The 16,186-nt window shown below is 32.6% G+C and carries 12 protein-coding genes; 11 read left to right on the forward strand and 1 reads right to left on the reverse strand.

The window, feature by feature from the left end:
- Positions 1-4 precede the first annotated feature (4 nt).
- From DPIF8902391_RS03335 to DPIF8902391_RS03370, 8 genes are all read left to right on the forward strand, one after another.
- Positions 5-1,588, forward strand: a complete 1,584-nt coding sequence (locus DPIF8902391_RS03335; protein WP_058886061.1) for a hypothetical protein — start codon at positions 5-7, stop codon at positions 1,586-1,588.
- A gap of 150 nt (positions 1,589-1,738) precedes the next feature.
- Positions 1,739-2,746, forward strand: a complete 1,008-nt coding sequence (locus DPIF8902391_RS03340) for a cytochrome c oxidase subunit II (protein WP_058886060.1) — start codon at positions 1,739-1,741, stop codon at positions 2,744-2,746.
- 29 nt (positions 2,747-2,775) lie between these two features.
- Complete coding sequence (locus DPIF8902391_RS03345) at positions 2,776-4,545, forward strand: cytochrome c oxidase subunit I (RefSeq protein WP_058886059.1); 1,770 nt, start codon at positions 2,776-2,778, stop codon at positions 4,543-4,545.
- Between the two features lie 180 nt (positions 4,546-4,725).
- Entirely contained in the window at positions 4,726-5,772 is a 1,047-nt protein-coding gene (gene ruvB, locus DPIF8902391_RS03350; protein WP_058886058.1) for a Holliday junction branch migration DNA helicase RuvB, read from the forward strand.
- A 1-nt stretch (position 5,773) separates the two neighbouring features.
- Positions 5,774-7,501 (forward strand): SulP family inorganic anion transporter, encoded by a 1,728-nt coding sequence (locus DPIF8902391_RS03355; protein ID WP_058886057.1) that lies wholly within the window; start codon positions 5,774-5,776, stop codon positions 7,499-7,501.
- Between the two features lie 8 nt (positions 7,502-7,509).
- Complete coding sequence (locus tag DPIF8902391_RS03360; RefSeq protein WP_172505036.1) at positions 7,510-8,916, forward strand: MBL fold metallo-hydrolase; 1,407 nt, start codon at positions 7,510-7,512, stop codon at positions 8,914-8,916.
- 36 nt (positions 8,917-8,952) lie between these two features.
- Positions 8,953-9,342 carry a rhodanese-like domain-containing protein gene (locus tag DPIF8902391_RS03365; protein ID WP_172505037.1) on the forward strand — a complete coding sequence of 130 codons (390 nt, stop codon included), beginning with the start codon at positions 8,953-8,955 and terminating at the stop codon, positions 9,340-9,342.
- A 23-nt stretch (positions 9,343-9,365) separates the two neighbouring features.
- On the forward strand, positions 9,366-9,632 hold the full coding sequence (locus DPIF8902391_RS03370) for a heavy-metal-associated domain-containing protein (RefSeq protein WP_101918155.1): 267 nt from the start codon (positions 9,366-9,368) through the stop codon (positions 9,630-9,632).
- Positions 9,633-9,717: 85 nt separating this feature from the next.
- Here DPIF8902391_RS03370 and DPIF8902391_RS03375 read toward each other — a convergent pair whose 3' ends face one another.
- A complete protein-coding gene (locus DPIF8902391_RS03375) occupies positions 9,718-12,084 on the reverse strand; it encodes a TonB-dependent receptor (protein ID WP_172505038.1) in 2,367 nt (788 codons plus the stop codon).
- 388 nt (positions 12,085-12,472) lie between these two features.
- Here DPIF8902391_RS03375 and recO point away from each other — a divergent pair, with 388 nt between their 5' ends.
- From recO to DPIF8902391_RS03390, 3 genes are read left to right on the forward strand one after another with little or no spacing between them, the layout of a single operon-like run.
- Entirely contained in the window at positions 12,473-13,204 is a 732-nt protein-coding gene (gene recO / locus DPIF8902391_RS03380) for a DNA repair protein RecO (RefSeq protein ID WP_172505039.1), read from the forward strand.
- A 3-nt stretch (positions 13,205-13,207) separates the two neighbouring features.
- On the forward strand, positions 13,208-15,688 hold the full coding sequence (locus DPIF8902391_RS03385) for a TonB-dependent receptor (protein ID WP_172505040.1): 2,481 nt from the start codon (positions 13,208-13,210) through the stop codon (positions 15,686-15,688).
- Between the two features lie 12 nt (positions 15,689-15,700).
- Positions 15,701-15,973: a DUF3817 domain-containing protein gene (locus DPIF8902391_RS03390; RefSeq protein ID WP_058886050.1), complete on the forward strand. Its 273-nt coding sequence runs from the start codon at positions 15,701-15,703 to the stop codon at positions 15,971-15,973.
- Positions 15,974-16,186 lie beyond the last annotated feature (213 nt).

Genomic DNA, 16,186 nt, shown 5'->3' on the forward strand with positions numbered 1-16,186 from the left:
AGATATGTACCAGTTTACAGGAAAATTAAAAATACTTGCTATTGCTCTTATGATTTTAGGAGCGTTAGGTACTGCCATCAGTTTTATGTCGGCACCTAAAACGTTAACAGAGGCAAAAGCAATTTTAGCAAAACAACATGGTGATCATCACAATGAGCATGCTACAGATACCGCACATACAGTAGCTGTACCTCATGTTGAAGAAGCTAAAAAGGAAGCACATACTGAGGTTGAAAAACACTCAGAAAAAACAACAGAAGCGCATGCTGCTGATACTACGGAAATACAGGCTCAAGCTGTTAAAGAAGTGCATTCAGAACAAGCAACAACGGCTCATACTGAATCAGCAACACACGCTGTAGAAGCAACAGAAAAACACGCTGAGGCTGTAGTACACCCAAGTACTGCTGACGCTCATACTGAAAACCATGACGCACATGCTGAACATGCTTTTCACCAAATGCAAAATCGCCCTTGGGCAGCATTTTTTGTAGCGTTAATGTTCTTTTTAGGAGTTACATTATTAGTATTGGCTTTTTATGCAATTCAAAGAGTAGCACAAGCAGGTTGGTCAGTAGTGTTGTTTAGAGTAATGGAAGCTATTACAGCAAACCTACACTATGTAAGTGCTATTATGTTATTATTTTTAATAGCAACATTTATGCACATGAATCATTTATTTCCTTGGATGAACGAAGGCGTTTTTGACCCGCAGCACGCAAATTATGATGCTGTTGTAGATGGAAAAAAATGGTTTTTAAACACACCAGGATGGTTAATGAGAAGTATCTTTTATTTAACGGTATGGAATGTATATCGTTTTATCATTAGAAAAGGTTCTATAAAACAAGAAAATGGAGATTTAAAATTACACATGAAAAACTATAATATTTCTGTTGTATTTTTATTCTTTTTCCTTATTACAGAATCAATGATGTCTTGGGATTGGATTATGGGAATTGACCCACACTGGTTCTCTACATTATTTGGATGGTATGTATTAGCTACTTTTTTAGTATCGGCATTAACAGTAATTGCATTTGTAACAATTTACTTAAGAGCTAAAGGTTTCTTACCATTTGTAAATGATAGTCATATTCATGATTTAGCGAAATATATGTTTGGTTTTTCAGTATTTTGGACCTACTTATGGTTTGCTCAGTTTATGTTAATTTGGTATGCTGATATCCCTGAAGAAACAACATATTACTTATTGCGTTTTAATGAATACAAAGTACCATTTTTGGCAATGGTGGTTATGAACTTTATCTTTCCTGTATTATTATTAATCAATAGTGATTTTAAAAGCGTACCTTGGTTTGTAACAATAGGAGGAGTTGTAATATTAGCAGGTCATTATTTAGATTTATTCGTGATGATTATGCCTGGAACAGTTGGTGCACAATACGGATTTGGGATTGGAGAAATAAGTGGAATTTTATTCTTCTTAGGATTGTTTATATTTGCTACTTTTAATGCCTTTGCAAAAGCAAATCCATTAGCAAAAGGGAATCCATTTTTACACGAAAGTGAAACTCACCATTACTATAATATCGAACACAGAGGAGAAGATAGTAATAGTCATTAAAAGATATAATTATCGCCTTTTTAACTTTTGATAAAAAGGTGATTTTTTTGCTTAAAAAATATCTTATGACATATATCATAGGAATTAAAAAAACATTAAATTTGAAGGCTTTATAATAGTCTTTCTTAAAACGATTAAATATTAATATTTATGCTCGCTTTATTTTATATTTTCATAGCAATTGCAATAGGAGTTAGTTTCTGGCAAATTACACGTATCATGAATCTTCGTTCTGTAATAGCTACAGACAAAGACAACGAAACGCAAGGTAAAATTGCCATAGGATTTTTAGTTTTCCTTTACGCAATGATGGTTTATTGTTTAATAGCAATGAATGTAATTATGTTACCGGAATCGGCCTCTATTGAAGGAGAGCACGATGATAACTTATTTAACATTACCTTTTGGTTAATTGGTATTGTTCAATTTGGAATGCAGTTTTTAATCTTCTTTTTCACTTACAAATACAGGGGTAAAAAAGGTAAAAAAGCATTGTTTTATGCTGATAGTCATACCTTAGAATTAATATGGACAGTTATCCCAGCGGTAACAATTGTTCTATTAATTGGATATGGTTTATGGGCTTGGAACAACATTATGTATGTTGGAGATGACGAAAACCCAATTGTAATTGAAGTATATTCAAGACAATTTGATTGGCAAGCACGTTATGCTGGAGCAGATAATGAATTAGGTTTAGGAAACGTAAACTTTATTAAAGGTATTAACTCTATGGGAGTTGATATGTCTGACCCAAAATCGCAAGACGACAAAAAAGTTACAGAAATGGTTTTACCAAAAGGTAAAAAAGTTGTTTTTAAATTCCGTTCTCAAGATGTGTTACACTCCGCATATATGCCTCACTTTAGAGCGCAAATGAACTGTGTACCAGGTATGATTACTCAATTTGCTTTTACACCAAAATACACCACTGCAGAAATGCGTTTAAGTTCTGAAGTTATTGCAAAAACAGATGGTATTAATAAAATAAGAAAAGCTAAAGGAGAAGATCCTTATGAATTTGATTATTTATTATTATGTAACAAGATTTGTGGTGCATCTCACTATAATATGCAAATGAAAATCACTGTTGTTGAGCAGGCAGATTATGACAAGTGGTTATCAGCACAAAAAACATTAGCACAAGTTATTAAGTAAGGTATTTTTTAAAGTATATATAATAGATTATGTCAGAACATCATCACAAAGAAACATTTGTAACTAAATATATTTTTAGTCAAGATCACAAAATGATCTCGAAACAATTTCTTGTTACAGGTATATTCATGGGAATTATAGGAGGATTCATGTCTATGTTATTTCGTTTACAAATAGCATGGCCAGATACTTCTTTTTCAATCATAGAAGCATTTTTAGGAAACCATCAAACCGATGGGATTATGGATCCTGATATGTACCTAGCATTGGTAACAATTCACGGTACAATAATGGTATTTTTCGTATTAACTGCTGGTTTAAGTGGTACTTTTTCAAATCTATTAATTCCATTGCAAATTGGAGCTCGCGATATGGCTTCTGGTTTCTTAAATATGGTATCATACTGGTTATTTTTCTTATCATCAGTAATTATGATAATTTCATTGTTTGTAGAAGCAGGACCGGCATCGGCAGGATGGACAATTTATCCACCATTATCGGCATTGCCACAAGCAATTCCAGGATCGGGTACAGGAATGACTTTATGGTTAGTATCGATGGCAATTTTCGTTGCCTCTTCATTAATCGGATCGTTAAACTACATCGTTACCATTTTGAACTTACGTACAAAAGGAATGAAAATGACCAGATTACCATTAACAATGTGGGCATTTTTTGTAACGGCAATTATTGGAGTTGTTTCGTTTCCTGTATTATTATCAGCCGCATTATTATTAATTTTTGATAGAAGTTTTGGAACATCATTCTTCTTATCAGATATTTTTATCTCTGGAGAAGTATTACACTACCAAGGAGGATCGCCTGTATTATTTGAACACTTATTCTGGTTCTTAGGACACCCGGAAGTATATATTATTTTATTACCAGCATTAGGATTAACATCTGAAGTAATTTCAACAAATGCACGTAAGCCAATTTTTGGATACCGTGCCATGATTGGATCTATTATGGCAATTGCATTTTTATCAACAATTGTTTGGGGTCACCATATGTTTGTATCAGGAATGAATCCTTTCTTAGGATCGGTATTTACCTTTACAACGGTATTAATTGCTATTCCATCGGCAGTAAAAGCATTTAACTATGTAACAACTCTTTGGAAAGGAAACTTACAATTAAACCCAGCCATGTTATTTTCTATCGGATTAGTTTCTACCTTCGTAACAGGAGGTTTAACAGGATTAGTTTTAGGAGATTCTGCATTAGATATTAACGTACACGATACCTATTTCGTAGTAGCTCACTTTCACTTGGTAATGGGAGTATCTGCTTTATTAGGGATGTTTGCTGGTGTGTATCACTGGTTTCCTAAGATGTATGGTAGAATGATGAATAAAACATTAGGTTACTGGCACTTTTGGTTAACCATAATTGCTGCTTACGGAGTATTTTTCCCGATGCACTTTGTTGGATTAGCTGGTTTACCACGTCGTTATTATACAAACTCAAACTTTCCAATGTTTGACGATTTAGTTGAAATTAACGTATTTATGACATTAATGGCATTTTTAGGAGGAGCAGCTCAGTTAATATTCTTAGCAAACTTCTTTATTTCAATGTACAGAGGTCAAAAAGCAACGATGAATCCTTGGAAATCAAATACTTTAGAGTGGACTACACCAGTAGAGCACGTTCACGGAAACTGGCCAGGAGCTATTCCTGAAGTTCACCGTTGGGCTTATGACTACAGTAAAGTTGATGAAAATGATGAGTATGTTCACGGAGAAGATTTCGTATTACAAACCACACCATTATTAGAAGGTGAAGAACCATCTTAACATATAAAACTTATTAAAAGTTTAAAAAAGCCTTCCAAAATTTTGGAAGGCTTTTTTGTTTTAGAACTGTTTTGATGTATTTTATATTTTACCTAAGTAATATGTATCTTAGCATTGATAATTTACTAGGTAACAATTATTACAAACCAAATAGTATATTTCAAGTATATTTGTAATTATATGAATGAAAACTTAAACCCTGAAAACACCAATTTATCAAGCGATGAGCTGGATGTAGAAAAACAACTACGCCCACTTTCCTTTGATGATTTTGCAGGTCAAGATCAAGCAATTGAAAACTTAAAAATATTTGTTGAAGCAGCCAATCAACGAGAAGAAGCTTTAGACCATACTTTATTTCATGGACCTCCAGGATTAGGAAAAACCACCTTGGCCCATATTTTAGCCAATGAATTAGGTGTTGGAATAAAAGTAACCTCAGGGCCTGTTTTAGATAAACCAGGCGATTTAGCAGGATTATTAACCAATCTTGATGAACGCGATGTGTTATTTATTGATGAAATCCATCGACTAAGTCCCATTGTTGAAGAGTATTTATACTCAGCAATGGAAGACTATAAAATCGATATTATGATTGAGTCAGGGCCTAACGCTCGCACCGTTCAAATTCATTTAGAACCTTTTACGTTAATAGGCGCAACCACACGCTCAGGGTTATTAACCGCTCCGATGAGAGCTCGTTTTGGTATCAGCAGTCGTTTACAATATTATTCAACCGAATTATTAACCACTATTATTGAGCGAAGTGCCTATATTTTAGGCGTGCCAATATCAATGGAAGCGGCAATTGAAATAGCAGGTAGAAGTAGAGGAACACCTCGTATTGCAAACGCTTTATTACGAAGAGTTCGAGATTTTGCTCAAATAAAAGGAAACGGAAGTATCAGTATTGAGATAGCAACCTACGCCTTAAAAGCATTACATGTTGATGCCAATGGTTTGGATGAAATGGACAATAAAATTTTAACGACCATTATTGATAAATTCAAAGGTGGTCCTGTAGGACTTAGTACTATTGCAACAGCAGTTAGTGAAAACACCGAAACTATTGAAGAGGTATATGAGCCTTTTTTAATACAACAAGGTTTTATAATGCGTACCCCAAGAGGTAGAGAAGTTACCGATTTGGCTTATAAACATTTAGGAAGAACAAGAGATTTAACAAGAAATTTAGTGAAAAATTCAACGAAAGGCGAACTTTTTTAAAATGAAACTAAAAAAAATAATACCTATATTTCAATGGCTGCCTAACTATAAAAAATCAGGATTAAAAACTGATATTATAGCAGGTATAACCGTAGCAACGGTGTTAATCCCGCAAGGAATTGCCTATGCTCTAATTGCGGGACTACCACCTATTTATGGCTTGTATGCCGCTTTAGTGCCTCAATTAATATATGCTATTTTTGGATCGTCACGTCAAGTAGCAATCGGTCCTGTGGCGATGGATTCATTAATTGTAGCAACAGGCGTTTCTACCTTGGCATTAATGGGGTCTGAAAGCTATATCGCTATTGCTATTTTATTAGCACTAATGGTGGGAAGTATACAATTTTTAATGGGCGTATTTCGCTTAGGATTTATAGTTAATTTCTTATCAAGACCTGTAATTATTGGTTTTACATCGGCGGTAGCGCTTATTATCGGTTTAAATCAATTTCGGAATTTACTAGGGGTTAATTTTTTACAAAGCGATCAAGTTCAGCTTCTTTTAGAAGATATTATATATAAAATTGCTGATTTTAAAATAGCAACAACTATTATAGGAGTCATAGCCTGTTTGATTATTATGATTCTTAGAAAAATCAATAAAAAAATACCAAATGCGTTAATTGTAGTAACATTAGGAATTATAATACTTCGCTTTTTTGGCAATTATTTAACCGATGTAGCTATTGTAAAAGACATTCCTTCAGGTTTGCCTACATTGATAATTCCGGTAATAGATATCGCTTTAATTAGAGAGTTATTACCTATTGCTGCAACTCTTGTTATGGTTGGTTATCTAGAAATTATATCCATAGGAAAAACTCTTGAAGCAAAGCAAGATGAGTACCGAATACAGCCAAATCAAGAATTAATTGCCTTAGGATTAAGTAATATCGCGGGTTCTTTGTTTCAGTCTTACCCAATAACATCAAGCTTTTCTCGCTCAGCGATAAACGAAGAAGCTGGCGGTAAAACAGGTGTTTCAGCAATTGTATCGGCATTGATTGTAGTGCTTACCTTGCTTTTTTTTACCCCGGTATTTTATCATTTGCCAAAAACAATATTAGCCGCCATTATTATTGTAGCAGTATTTAATTTGATAAATGTATCGGAAGCTAAAAAACTTTGGAAATCTAATAATTTAGACTTTTGGCTGTTGATCGCTACTTTTTTAGCTACGATATTTTTTGGTATAGAACCAGGGATATTAATAGGCGTAGTTTTATCATTAGTTGTATTAATTTATAGAACTTCAAGACCTTATGTTGCCGAATTAGGAAAAGTACCAAATTCTGATTTTTATCGAAATAAAAGCAGGTTTGAAGAAGTAATTACAGATAAAGAGGTATTAGTATTTCGTTTTGATGCTCAATTATTTTACGCAAACTGTACTTATTTTCGAGATAAATTAGACGAAATATCCGAAGAAAAAGGCAGCGCATTAAAACTAATTGTATTAGATGCTGAAAGTATTAACAGAGTTGATAGTACAGGCGTAGAAATGCTAAAAGAGCGTATTCGATACTATCAGAAAAGAGGTATTGCCTTTTATTTTGCAGGTGTAAAAGGACCTGTAAGAGATGCCCTTTTTAGAGGTGGTGTATTAGAGGTGGTAAGTTTAGATTATTTTTTTATGCGTGCCAATGGCGCAGTACATTTTTTTAAAACAGGAAATAACGAAAATCAAAAAAAATACGCTCAATATATACATCAAGCGTATAAATAATTAATATTATGAAAATAGAGCAAATTTATACAGGTTGTTTAGCACAAGGTGCTTATTATATTGAAAGTGAAGGCGAAGTTGCTATTATCGATCCATTGCGTGAAGTGGAATCATATATCAAAAAAGCAACACAAAATACTGCAAAAATCAACTATATTTTTGAAACTCATTTTCATGCCGATTTTGTAAGCGGACACGTAACTTTAGCCGAAAAAACAGGCGCAAAAATTGTGTACGGACCAACGGCAAAAACTACTTATAAATCGCATATAGCAACAGATGGCGAGGTTTTTAAAATCGGAAAAATTACCATTACCGCACTGCATACACCAGGGCACACTATGGAAAGTACGTCATATTTATTGAAAGATGAAAACGGAAAAAACCACGCTATTTTTAGTGGAGATACCTTATTTTTAGGCGATGTTGGTCGCCCAGATTTAGCACAAAAAGGAACTTTAACAATAGAGGATTTAGCAGGTTTTCTGTACGATAGTTTGCGTACTAAAATTATGACATTAGAAGATGATGTAATTGTATATCCAGCACACGGAGCAGGATCGGCCTGTGGTAAAAACCTAAGCAAAGAAACCATCGGAACAATTGGAGATCAGAAAAAAACCAATTATGCGTTGCGTGAAAACATGACAAAAGCCGAATTTATAAAAGAAGTAACCGACGGATTATTACCGCCGCCAGCTTATTTTCCTTTAAATGTAAAAATGAATAAGGAAGGATATGAATCTATTGATGATGTTATCAAAAACGGTGCAAAAGGTTTGTCGGTAGCCAATTTTGAAAAAATAGCCAATACAACTGATGCGATTATTTTAGATGTGCGTCATCAATCAGAATTTATAAAAGGATTTATTCCGAAGTCAATTTTTATAGGTTTAGGCGGAACGTTTGCCCCTTGGGTAGGTGCTTTAATTAAAGATGTAAAACAACCAATTCTATTGGTAACGCCCCAAGGAGAAGAAGAAACAACGATTACTCGTTTATCACGTGTCGGTTTTGATAATGTTTTAGGATACTTAGATGGAAGTTTTAACGCTTGGAAAACATCAGGTAAAGAAATTGATACTTTACGTTCTGTTTCTGCGGATGTTTTAGAAGATGCAATAAGCAAAAAAGCCCTTGTTTTTGACGCTCGTAAACCTGGTGAATACGCCAAAGAACACATTGTTGATGTGCCAAGTACACCCTTAGATTTTTTAAACGATCATATTGAAGAATTTCCTAAAACCGAAGATTTTTACGTGCATTGTGCAGGCGGATATCGCTCGGTAATAGCGGCATCAATATTAAAAGCAAGAGGATATCATAATGTAATTGACGTATCGGGAGGTTTTGCAGCGATACGAAAAACAAGTATTGAGAGAACAGTTGCTGTTTGTCCATCAACTTTAAAATAATAGATTTTTAGATAAAGGTTTTAAATAAAAACTAAAATGAAAAAATATTTAGTATTCATCGCATTAATTTTTATGGTTTTTACATCGTGTAAATCTCAAGAAAATAAGATCAAAAATACTACAGTTGCTGATTTACAGAAAATAACACAAACATCAAAAAAAATTCAATTACTTGATGTTCGAACCCCTGAAGAATGTTCACAAGGAATTATTAAAGATGCAATAATGATAAATATTTTTGCTGATGATTTTGAAGAAATCGCCTTAAAAAAATTAGATAAAACAAAGCCTGTTTATGTGTATTGCAGATCGGGAAGAAGAAGTGTATCGGCATCAGTACGTTTAAAAAAACGAGGTTTTGACGTTTATAATATTTTAGGTGGATATATTGATTATCAAAAATTTACATCAACAAAAAAGCAGTAATTAAGTACTAAAAAAAAGAAAGCATGACACAAGAAATTTACATAGAAAACTTAAAATGTGGCGGTTGTGCCAATACAATTATCAACGGATTAACCGCTATTAAAGGTGTTGAAGAAGTAAAAGTTGATGTAGAAAAATCATTGGTTACTTTAAATGCAACCCAAGAAAGTTTGGTTTTATCCAAAGAAAAATTAGCAAAATTAGGCTATCCTGAAGTTGGAAGTGAAAATACAGTATTACACAAAGCAAAATCGTTTGTAAGTTGTGCTGTTGGTAAAATTAATAAATAATCGATTAATAAAAAATAGAAAATCCCAAGTTTTTAAGGCTTGGGATTTTTTTATAAATCATTAAAATTTATATTTTTTAAGGAATTTAAAACTTAAAAGTAACTCCTGCTAAAAAGTTAATCGTAGCTTGTGGATAATATCCTTGAATTTCAGTAGTTGTTCCAGCTTTCGACCAAGTATCTAAATAAATATAGCCTCTATCGACATATTGTTTGTCAAAAACATTGTTTACAACTCCTGTAAATACAATAGATTTAAAGATTGATTTTGTTTTTAATTCATACATGATATTAAAATCACTAGTAAAATAACTGCTCAATTTTGATGCCTCGGTATCGGTATTACTCAAATATTGTTCGCCTACAAATTTCGATAAAAATGCTAGTTGTAAATTTTCTGACGCTTGATAAGTTAATGAATTTCCTGTAACAATATTGGGAGAATTTGCAATATTGGTATTTCCTAATTCTTGTAATTTATCGTTTCTGTTAGTAACGAAATCAACATTTTTATTTTGACTTACCGAAACATTTTGACCAATCGAAAATTTATCGTTTACACGTATATTGGCATCCATTTCTACACCAACTCGGTAACTATTACCACTTGCACTACGCAAGGCATCGCCAGTATCATCAATTTCACCTGTTAAAACCAACTGATTTTGATAATCCATAAAGTAAATATTGGTGTTTAATTTGATCGTATTGGTTTTTAAACGCCATCCTAATTCATAATCATTTAAACTTTCGTGGGTCGTTACACCGCCTTTAAAATCGCTTCGGTTTGGTTCTCTATTTGCCCTAGCGAAAGAAGTGTAAAAGCTATTTTGATTGTTTAAAGTATAGGTAAATCCTATTTTTGGATTAAAGAAATTAAAGTTTTTATCAACATTTAAAGGTTTTCTTTTAGAGGTTAAACCGTTTGTTTTATAGCTGATAAATCGTCCTTGTAAATCAGCAAAAGCTCTTAAATCATCGGTAATATTAAACGATATTTTCGTAAAAATATTCGCATCTTTTTTAGTCGATGTTCCGTCGTAATAACGATCTCTGATGTTTGCGTTATCAGCAAATTCTTTCGCCCAAATAACTTCTCCAAAATGGTCATTTCCATAGTAACTGTACGAACCACCAGAAATAATTTCTAATTTATCATTATTATAAGTGGCATTAAAATTAGCGACATAAAAATCATTGTCTAACCAACGGCGAACAATTAAATCGGTGGCAGGAGTTCCGTACCAATCGGTTGCTGTGGCTTTTACCAAATTATTATATTTTGAAACAGCACTTTCTCCTTTAAATTGCTCAAAATAGCCTTTTCCTTTGGTGTAATTTAAACCAAGATTTGTTGCCCAGTTTTGGCTTAATTTTTCGTTCCAATGCAATTGATAATGGTCTTGATTATAATTATCAATTTCGTTATCGTAGGTTAATGGATTTTGTCTTCTATCTTGCTTTAATTGTTTTGCAGAAATTCCGTCCCAAGCTTGATAAGTCTCTTCTTTTCCGCCAAAAGTGATGGCTTTAATCAAGGTATTTTTATTGGAATAACTTGCTTGTAAAAAGTACGATTTTAAATCGGTAGAAGCCCTGTCAATATATCCATCAGAATAAATATTTGATAAGCGTCCTGCTAATTCAAAATGCTCGTTTATTTTTCCTGTGGTAAATTTTACGGTATGTTTTCTTGTTCCAAAAGAACCAAAAGCATTTGAGATTTCTCCGCCCGCTTTTTCAGAAATTCCATCAGTTAAAATGTTCAAACTTGCCCCGAAAGCACCTGCACCATTTGTAGAAGTTCCTACGCCACGTTGCAATTGTAAACTTTGGGTTGACGATGCAAAATCGCCTAAATTAACCCAATAACTTCCTTGACTTTCAGAGTCATTATAAGGGATTCCATTAATGGTTACATTTACTCTTGTAGCATCCGAACCACGAACGCTCATGTAGGTATAACCCACGCCAGCCCCTGCATCCGAAGAAGAAACAACGTTTGGTAAATAGTTTAGTAAAACAGGAATATCTTGCCCTAAATTACGTTTTTCAAGTTGTTTTTTTGATACATTAGAGTGTGTTACAGGAGCGTTTGCTTGTACACGAACGGCATTTACTAAAACAGCATCTAATACGTTTTTTTCTTCGGATAATTGAATGGTAATTTGTTGGTTATTGGTAAGTTCTATTTGTTTTATTGTTGTTTTAAAACCGATATAAGAAACTTCTAAAAGATGTGTTCCTTTGGATAAATTCAGTTTAAAGTTCCCTTTTTTATCCGAAGAAACTCCTTTTTTTGAATTTTTAAGAACAATAGAAGCACCATTTAAAGGTTCTTGATTGTTGTTAATTATTTTACCAGATAAAATAAAACTTTGCGCATTTACGGCAAAACTGCTACATAATACGATTATAAAAGCGATGCTTTTAAGTTGTTGAATAAAAGACATTTGTCTCATTTTTTTATAAATAAAAATCGAATAAAAAGAGGCAATTATTCTTTTTGTTTGAATAATTAATTTGATAACATCATAGCATTTTTTAAAGCCCTAAAACCCTTTTTTATAAGATGATTTTAGTGCTTTGCAATATGTTTTTTCCCTAAACAGCATTACCTGTTCTAGGTTCATTGGGTGTGATCTCAGCCGATATTTGGCACCCCTTTAAGAGAACATTGCAAAGGTATGATTCAATTTTTGAATGGCATAAAAACAAGCTTATTTTTATCTTATTTTTTATTAAAAAAACATTAATTAACGATGTGTTTTTTTAGCGGGTTATTATTAAATATCTTTGAAAAGATATAACAATTATTCATTATTTTAAAAGGTCAATTTAATGGCATTAATTACTACAAAAGCAATTGTTTTGAGGGCGATTAAATATGGCGATACCAGTTTAATTGTAACTTGTTTTACTTTAGAAAGCGGCATTGTTTCTTACCTTATTCGAGGTGTTTTAAAATCAAGAAAAGGACTGCTTAAAAAAGCCTATTTTGAGCCATTAACACAGTTGCTTATTCAGGCAAAGCATCATCAAAATAGGACTGAAAAGGTGTTAAACTCTATAAAAGAAGCAGGGGTTATTCATCCTTATAGCAATATTCATACTTCGGTTGTTAAGCAGTCTATCGTACTTTTTTTATCAGAAATATTAACAAATATTATTAAAGAAGAAGAAAAAAATGACGTTTTATACCAGTATATAGAAACGAGTTTAATTTGGTTAGATACGCATAGTGATGTTGCGAATTTTCACTTATTATTTTTGTTGAATTTATCAAGGTTTTTAGGGTTTTATCCTGATGTTTCTCAAGCGAATAAACCTGCTTTTAGTTTATCCGAAGGAAGATTTACAACAGCAACCTATGAAAAATTAGTACTTACAGGAAATGAATTACTGCTTTTTAAAAAGCTGTTAGGTATAAATTTTGATGCTATACACACTATTTCGTACCATAAAAACGAAAGGCAGACCATCCTTGGGGTTATAATTCGATATTTTGAATTACATTTGGAGGGTTTTAAAAAGCCAAAATCATTAGCTATTTTAGAAACCGTGTTTAGTTGATTTATGAAGCAAATTATACTCTTATTTTTTTTACTTACAAGCATCGTTATTTTTTCACAAAAGCTTGCCATTGTTGATGCCCAAACAGGCGAAGCAATTGACGGGGTAGCGGTGTTTAATAAAAACAAAACAATCGCTGAAATTAGTGGTGTTGATGGTATTGTAAATATTTCGGCATTTAAAGCATCCGAAGTGCTTGTTTTTTCGCATGTTTCGTATGCGGGTTTTCAGGAAAAAAAATCAATATTAAAAAAAAATCAGTATCAGGTTTATTTATCAAAATATTCAGAACAATTAGATGAAATTATTGTTTCTGTTTTTAAAAACAAAGAAAAAACCAATAGAATTGCCGAACAAATTGCCGTTGTTTCTTTAAGAGATATTCAAAAGGTATCGCCACAAACATCGGCTGATTTATTAGCGAGTATTCCAGGAATTAAAGTGCAAAAATCACAATTTGGTGGTGGAAGTCCTGTACTTAGAGGGATGGAAAGTAACCGTGTTTTATTGGTGGTCGATGGCGTGCGCATGAATAATGCCATTTATAGAAAGGGACATTTACAAAATTCGATTACCGTAAACCCGAACTTATTAGAAAGAACCGAAGTGGTTTTTGGTCCTTCATCGGTTATTTATGGTTCCGATGCGCTTGGCGGTGTAATTCATTATTATACGAAAACGCCGAAATTATTTAATCTATCGAATAAAAATAAAAAAAGTAATATAAAAGCAAGTCATTTTTTACGATATAGTTCGGTAAATAATGAAGTTACAAATTCAGTAACTACAGAATTACAGTTTAAAAAATGGGCATCGCTGACCAATATTTCACACAGTAGTTTTGGTGATTTAAAAATGGGGAAAAATCGAGCACATGGTTTTGATACTTGGGGCAAAGTGTTTTTTTATTCAGATAATTTAAACGGAAATTACACTGAAAATCCGACGAAAAATAAAGATAAAAATTTGCAGAAAAACACCGGGTTTAGCCAAACTGATTTTTTGCAGAAATTATTTATTCCGCTATCAGAAAATACTGATTTAAAATTTAATATTCAATATTCAACATCATCAGATATTCCACGATTTGATAAATTAATGGAACAAAAAAATGGCAGTTTAAAATTTGCCCAATGGTATTATGGTCCTCAAAAAAGGCTGTTAATTTCTTCGCAGTTAGCAATTAATCCGAATATAAAATGGTTGGAAAAAGGTGCGATTACCTTAGCATATCAAAATATTAAAGAAAGCCGTATTCAACGAAAATTTGGTAGTTTAAAGCGTTCAAATAAACATGAAAAAGTGCAAGTTTTTAGCGTAAATGCTGACTTTACGGTTCCTTTAGCTAAAAAACGTGACTTAGGCTATGGTTTAGAACTTGCTTATAATGATGTAAATTCAAATGCTTATGGCAAGACTTTAAAAATATCTACGGATAAAAGTATCGGTTTTGATGATGATTTTATGGTGCAATCTCGCTATCCTGACGGTGGAAGTAGTTATTTTAGTTCGGCAATGTATTTAGATTATCGCCAAGATATTTCATATAATTCCACCTTAAATACTGGGGTTCGATTTACCAATACTCAATTAGATGCTCGCTGGATAAATCAGGCGTTTGTAAAGTTACCAAGTACTGATATTTGCTTAAATAACAACGCATTAACTCTTACGGCGGGCTATGTGTATAAGCCGTTTAAAACATGGCAATTAAATGCCGTGTTGTCATCAGGGTTTCGCTCGCCAAATATTGATGATGTAGGAAAAGTAAGAGAAAAAAATGGCGAAGTTACCGTGCCAAATATCAACTTAAAGCCAGAGCATGCCTACAATACAGAGCTTGGTGTTCAAAAATATTTTAATAATAAAAAGTTTCGAATTGGCGCAAATGTGTACTATACTTTATTGAATAATTACATCTATAGAGAAACTTTTATGCTCGGGGGCGTTTCAAAAATTTTATACGATGAAGAGCAAGGAATTATTGTAGCAAATGTAAATAAAGGAACGGCATATATTACCGGTGCAACGGTGAGTTATCAGGGGAAATTAGCTGAAAAATGGAAAACTTCAGGTTCTTTTACTTATACAAAAGGACGTGCTTACGATACGAAATTACCACTCTCGTCAATTCCGCCATTATTTGGTCGATTTGAGCTTAGTTATGCCGATAATAAATTAGAAAGTGGTGTAAATTTTATTTTCAATGCTAAAAAAAATATTTCAGATTATAATTTAGAAGAAGGCATTGATAATCATAAACAAACGCCAATTATCAACAAAAAAGCCACCGCTGATATTGATAAATATTATGGTACGCCAAGTTGGATGACTCTTGGTTTACATGCTAAATATACGCTGAATAAAAACATTTCAATACAAAGCCAATTCAGTAATTTATTGGATGCGCATTATAAAGAATTTGCCTCAGGAATTTCAGCACCGGGGCGAAATATTTCAATATCGTTATTAACTAATTTTTAAATACAAATACAGATGATTAATATTTTTAAAATTGTAAGTTTATTGGAAGGAATATCTTATATATTATTGCTTTTTATAGCTGTTCCTATTAAATATTTACAAGGTGATGCAAGCTATGTAAAAATGCTAGGAATGCCTCATGGAGTACTATTTGTAGCCTACATAATTTTAGCAATTATGTTAAAATCTTCACAGAAATGGAACACAAAAACCTTCGGAATTATTTGCGGATTATCATTGCTGCCTTTCGGAACTTTCTTTGTTGGAAAATACTTAAAAGCGTAGTTTTTATTTATCAACAAAATATTTTAAAGCGATATTTTATAAACTGTTTTAGTTTGTAAAGTATCGCTTTTGTAGTATTGAAAACCTTTATCGCTGTTTTAAAAAAACATTATTTTATTTTAAAAAAAGCACTTGAAATAGTGCGCTAATAAAGTATGTTACTGATACTTACATAGTAGCAAATTTATTATTGATAAAAAAAGTGTATTTTGC

The organism is Tenacibaculum finnmarkense genomovar ulcerans, from assembly GCF_900239495.1.
Classification (GTDB): domain Bacteria; phylum Bacteroidota; class Bacteroidia; order Flavobacteriales; family Flavobacteriaceae; genus Polaribacter; species Polaribacter ulcerans.

Excerpts from the sequence above, each read along its gene's own strand:
- DPIF8902391_RS03335 (WP_058886061.1), top strand. The coding sequence starts at position 5 with ATGTACCAGTTTACAGGAAAATTAAAAATACTTGCTATTGCTCTTATG.
- DPIF8902391_RS03340 (WP_058886060.1), top strand. The coding sequence starts at position 1,739 with ATGCTCGCTTTATTTTATATTTTCATAGCAATTGCAATAGGAGTTAGT.
- DPIF8902391_RS03345 (WP_058886059.1), top strand. The coding sequence starts at position 2,776 with ATGTCAGAACATCATCACAAAGAAACATTTGTAACTAAATATATTTTT.
- ruvB (WP_058886058.1), top strand. The coding sequence starts at position 4,726 with ATGAATGAAAACTTAAACCCTGAAAACACCAATTTATCAAGCGATGAG.
- DPIF8902391_RS03355 (WP_058886057.1), top strand. The coding sequence starts at position 5,774 with ATGAAACTAAAAAAAATAATACCTATATTTCAATGGCTGCCTAACTAT.
- DPIF8902391_RS03360 (WP_172505036.1), top strand. The coding sequence starts at position 7,510 with ATGAAAATAGAGCAAATTTATACAGGTTGTTTAGCACAAGGTGCTTAT.
- DPIF8902391_RS03365 (WP_172505037.1), top strand. The coding sequence starts at position 8,953 with ATGAAAAAATATTTAGTATTCATCGCATTAATTTTTATGGTTTTTACA.
- DPIF8902391_RS03370 (WP_101918155.1), top strand. The coding sequence starts at position 9,366 with ATGACACAAGAAATTTACATAGAAAACTTAAAATGTGGCGGTTGTGCC.
- DPIF8902391_RS03375 (WP_172505038.1), bottom strand. The coding sequence starts at position 12,084 with ATGTCTTTTATTCAACAACTTAAAAGCATCGCTTTTATAATCGTATTA.
- recO (WP_172505039.1), top strand. The coding sequence starts at position 12,473 with ATGGCATTAATTACTACAAAAGCAATTGTTTTGAGGGCGATTAAATAT.
- DPIF8902391_RS03385 (WP_172505040.1), top strand. The coding sequence starts at position 13,208 with ATGAAGCAAATTATACTCTTATTTTTTTTACTTACAAGCATCGTTATT.
- DPIF8902391_RS03390 (WP_058886050.1), top strand. The coding sequence starts at position 15,701 with ATGATTAATATTTTTAAAATTGTAAGTTTATTGGAAGGAATATCTTAT.